This window comes from Syntrophorhabdales bacterium, assembly GCA_035541455.1.
Classification (GTDB): Bacteria; Desulfobacterota; Syntrophorhabdia; order Syntrophorhabdales; family WCHB1-27; genus JADGQN01.
This window is the reverse complement of sequence record DATKNH010000126.1, coordinates 1-3,667: the sequence shown is the minus strand read 5'-3', so window position 1 is coordinate 3,667 and position 3,667 is coordinate 1. Positions and strand designations below refer to the sequence as shown.

Sequence of the window (3,667 nt, the reverse complement as noted above, 5' to 3'; positions counted from 1 at the left end):
CATTTTCTCTCCCGTCGAGTATTCGCTCGAGGTGAGCCCCACGAAGCTCGCAATCTTCTTACCGCTCGTGAATCGGGTGAGATCTTCCCCCAGTTCGAGGACGAACCTGATCGCGGTGAGCCAGCCGATCCCCGGGAGGCTACGGGCGATGGTATACGCTTTGCGGTAGCGCTCCTTCTTACACAATTTTTTCAGGGCGTCTCTGAGTGCAACCTGGTGAACCCAGAGCTCTTCCAGTTGGGTGAGAAAGATATCGAGACTGATGCGTAAGGGTTCTGAGAGCTCAAGCTGCTTGAGGGCACGGAATTCATCTCTTCCCCATCTATCGGGAAACGAAACCTCGATGCCATGAAATTCCAGGAACCGATGCACACGGTTGCGCGTGCGGATGATATCCTTCTGCACGGCAATCAGGGTACGGCTTACCTGGCGATCTTCTCGCCTCTCCTTATCGGGGACGTAGCAGCTTTCTTTGAAATCATGATGCTCCAGGATAAGGGCGAGGCGCCGGGCATCCCTTTTGTCTGTCTTGACCCTGTTCACCTTGGGTTCGGTCACGAGGTGCGGTGGGATGAGGACGCAGTCTACGCCATCAACGGTGAGCTGATCGCAGAGGTTAAAACCTTTGAAGCTCGCCTCATACATGAGGTGAATGGTACAATCAGGAAACTTGTTTCTGAGATAGCCGATCAGCACCGGGTACTTCGCTTCCATAGCTACTTGGTGGATCACCATTTTCTCCGAGCGCACCGCAATCTTCCACGTCCTCTTCGAATCCTCGAGCCCCACAAAAATCTCCTTGCCGCGCACCACGTAATCCTGTAACCTATACATCTTCTTCATCGGCTGCCCTCCTTTTTGATTATCGCGGTAGGGACGCCAGTCGCCTGACGCCCCCCGCACAGATCCGTACAGGCAGCTTTCCCGCATACGGTTCTTGCCTCAGGTAGTGACGCCAACACGGTCAAGAGAATAAGGATGACAGACACGGGCAGGAGGAAGCCACCTGTTTACGAGGCGTTTCATCTTATCCCAAGTCATACGGTCTTTCTGGCTTCGGCGTTTGAGGACTTTCAGCCACAGCCAGCAGACCTCCTTGTGGAAGGTCGATATCGAGCGTCCGTTCAGAGGCACCCCGTAGTAGCGAATGTGCCCTCCGACGACGGATCGCAGGTAAGCCCCTTGCTCAGGAATCGGATCGTGCATGCGTTGCCTCAGTTCTTGACGGACCTCTTTCAGCTTCGCCTGCAGCCTCGTGCGCATCGTCTTGCGGAGAACGGTAAACTTCCCTTGCTTGGTCCTCCCACAGATGTGGGTAAACCCCAGGAAGTTGAAGGTCTCCGGCTTTCCCTGCCCACAGCAGCTCCGGTCTTGCCTCGCAAACCGGCCAAATTGTAGAATCCGTGTCTTGTCCGGATGGAGTGCCAACCCGAATCTCTGTAACCGCCTACGGAGATCTGCCAGGAGCCGTTCCGCCTCGCGACGATACTTGAATCCCACAATGAAGTCGTCCGCATAGCGGACGACGATGACCTCGCCACCCGCCTGCGTCTTTCTCCAGTGATGGACCCACAGGTCGAACACGTAGTGGAGGTAGATGTTGGCGAGCAGCGGACTGATACTGCCGCCCTGAACCGTACCCACCTCACGCGCTGTCCACTTCCCCTTCTCCAGCACACCGGCCTTCAACCATTTCTGGATGAGGCGCACAATGCGCCGGTCCCCGATGCGGCGCTCGATGCACGTGACCAGCCACCGCTGGTCGAGGGTATCGAAGAATTTTTGGATGTCTGCATCGAGCACCCAGTTCACCTTCCGCGTCATGAGCCCCACCACGAGCATGTCCAGTGCCTGATGGGCACTGCGCCCCGGCCGGAACCCGTACGAGAAGCCGATAAAGTCCTGCTCATAGATGGCGTTCAGCACCTCGGTGACGGCCCGCTGGACGATCTTATCCTCCAGTACCGGAAGTCCGATCGGTCTTTCGCGTCCATCTCCCTTGGGAACGTATGCCCTTCTGACAGGTCTCGCCCGGTACGCCCCTCGCTTCAGCCGACAGGAAAGATCCCGGAGATGCTCGTCAAGGTTCCCTCCGTAGTGGCGCCATGTCTCCCCGTCTATGCCTGGAGCCGCTTCCCGCCTGAGGTCGAAGTAGCTTTCCCTCAGGAGTTCCACGGAGTAGACATGGTGAAAGAGCGCAGTAAACCGCTTTCCCTTGTCCTTTGCCGCTTCGCGTATCCGCTCAAGCGCATGGTGCACGCCGTCCCGGCCCTGTGTCCGGAGCGTGTTGTGCTCAAGCGTCTTCCCCTTGGCCAGCCCCCTTCCCTCCATCCCCTCCGCCGCTCTTGACGGAGCGTTGTTCGGGGACTTCTCTGGTAGTATGGGGCTGTGTGACTTCCCACGGTCGTGCATCATCGGCTTGTGTCCTTGGACTTCCCGATACGGCCTCCGGTTCCCTCTTCCAGAGGCGGCCATGGGATCTCCCGATTCCCGTGCAAGGTGTTTCCGTGCGTGCTGCGGGGTCTCAGACCGCGCAGGGAGCGAATACCTCTCGCGCTAGCGATGCATCCGCTTTCGCCTTCCGCTTCTACCAACAGCGTCGGCTCCCTGGACTGAAATCCATTTCACGGCTCAATACCCGGCCCGCACGTACCCCTGTCAACGCTTCGCCTTGGCCTTTACAGACCCCTGCGCATGACTCGGGGCCGACGTGGCTCGCTAGGCCTTCATCGTGTGACTCCTTCATTCACGACACCTCGCCAGTTTTCATCGGCGCACTGGTAGTGGATAGCGCCACTACCGATTCTTCCCAGAAAGAGGGTAGCCTTTTACTTACCTGCACTACAACTGACTTTTAGAGCATAGAGACTGGAAGGGTGAAAATGTGACTCCGGCGCGGGTTTGCACGTTACGTCTGGTAACCTTGGACAACGCCGAGCCTTTCCGGAAATTCTTTGCTACACCGATTCATGATATCAAGAGCACACTCACTTGAGCCCTGATCTGCGCAAAGCATTGACGATTTTATCTGCTTCAGATTGATTCTTAAATGTAAGCGTCTTTGCATAGTTGTCCAATGAAAACTTGGGATTTATCCTGAGAACCTCTGCAGCTTCGGCATTGGCCTCCTTTTCTCGGCTCATCATACTATATGTAAAGGTCAGTCCTATGTGAGGTCTAATGTCATTAGGCTCAAAACGGATTGCTTTCTTGTATGCCGAAATCGCCTCCTCAAACCGCCCCGTCATCCAGAATGGCAGAGCTAAATGAATATATGAATAGTGTAAGGATCGGGTTTTCCGTATTTTGGTTGTTGTGGGATAACCTTGGGGATTAGCAGACCATTGCGAAGCTCTCGGCCCGTTTCAGCGCTTAATGATAAATTGATAGAGCGCCAGTCCTATTTCAACGAGGATCAGGACCACAATGTACCATTCAAGACGAATATTCTGGCGGCTATTCAAAAGATCCAGGTAAGTCTCGGCTGTTCTGGATACGAGTTCAAGTTTTCTCGACAGGGCGAGGTCTCGATCATGGAGTTCGTACTCTGCGGCAAGGCGCTCATACAGACGATCCAGGGCCGGCTGATCCCATGTGATCTCAGGCTTCTCTGTCACCTCGACTCTGCCTACTGTCTGGGCCTGGATGAGCAGTACATCACCAATTT

General features: G+C 55.4%; 2 protein-coding genes and 1 pseudogene. All 3 read right to left on the bottom strand.

Annotated elements, in window-relative coordinates:
• The coding region (locus tag VMT71_13745; protein ID HVN25030.1) for a transposase at window positions 1-843 on the bottom strand (843 nt) is incomplete at its 3' end.
• A gap of 82 nt (window positions 844-925) precedes the next feature.
• Window positions 926-2,415 (bottom strand): annotated as a pseudogene (gene ltrA, locus VMT71_13740) (group II intron reverse transcriptase/maturase).
• A 950-nt stretch (window positions 2,416-3,365) separates the two neighbouring features.
• The coding region (locus VMT71_13735; protein HVN25029.1) for an RMD1 family protein at window positions 3,366-3,667 on the bottom strand (302 nt) is incomplete at its 5' end.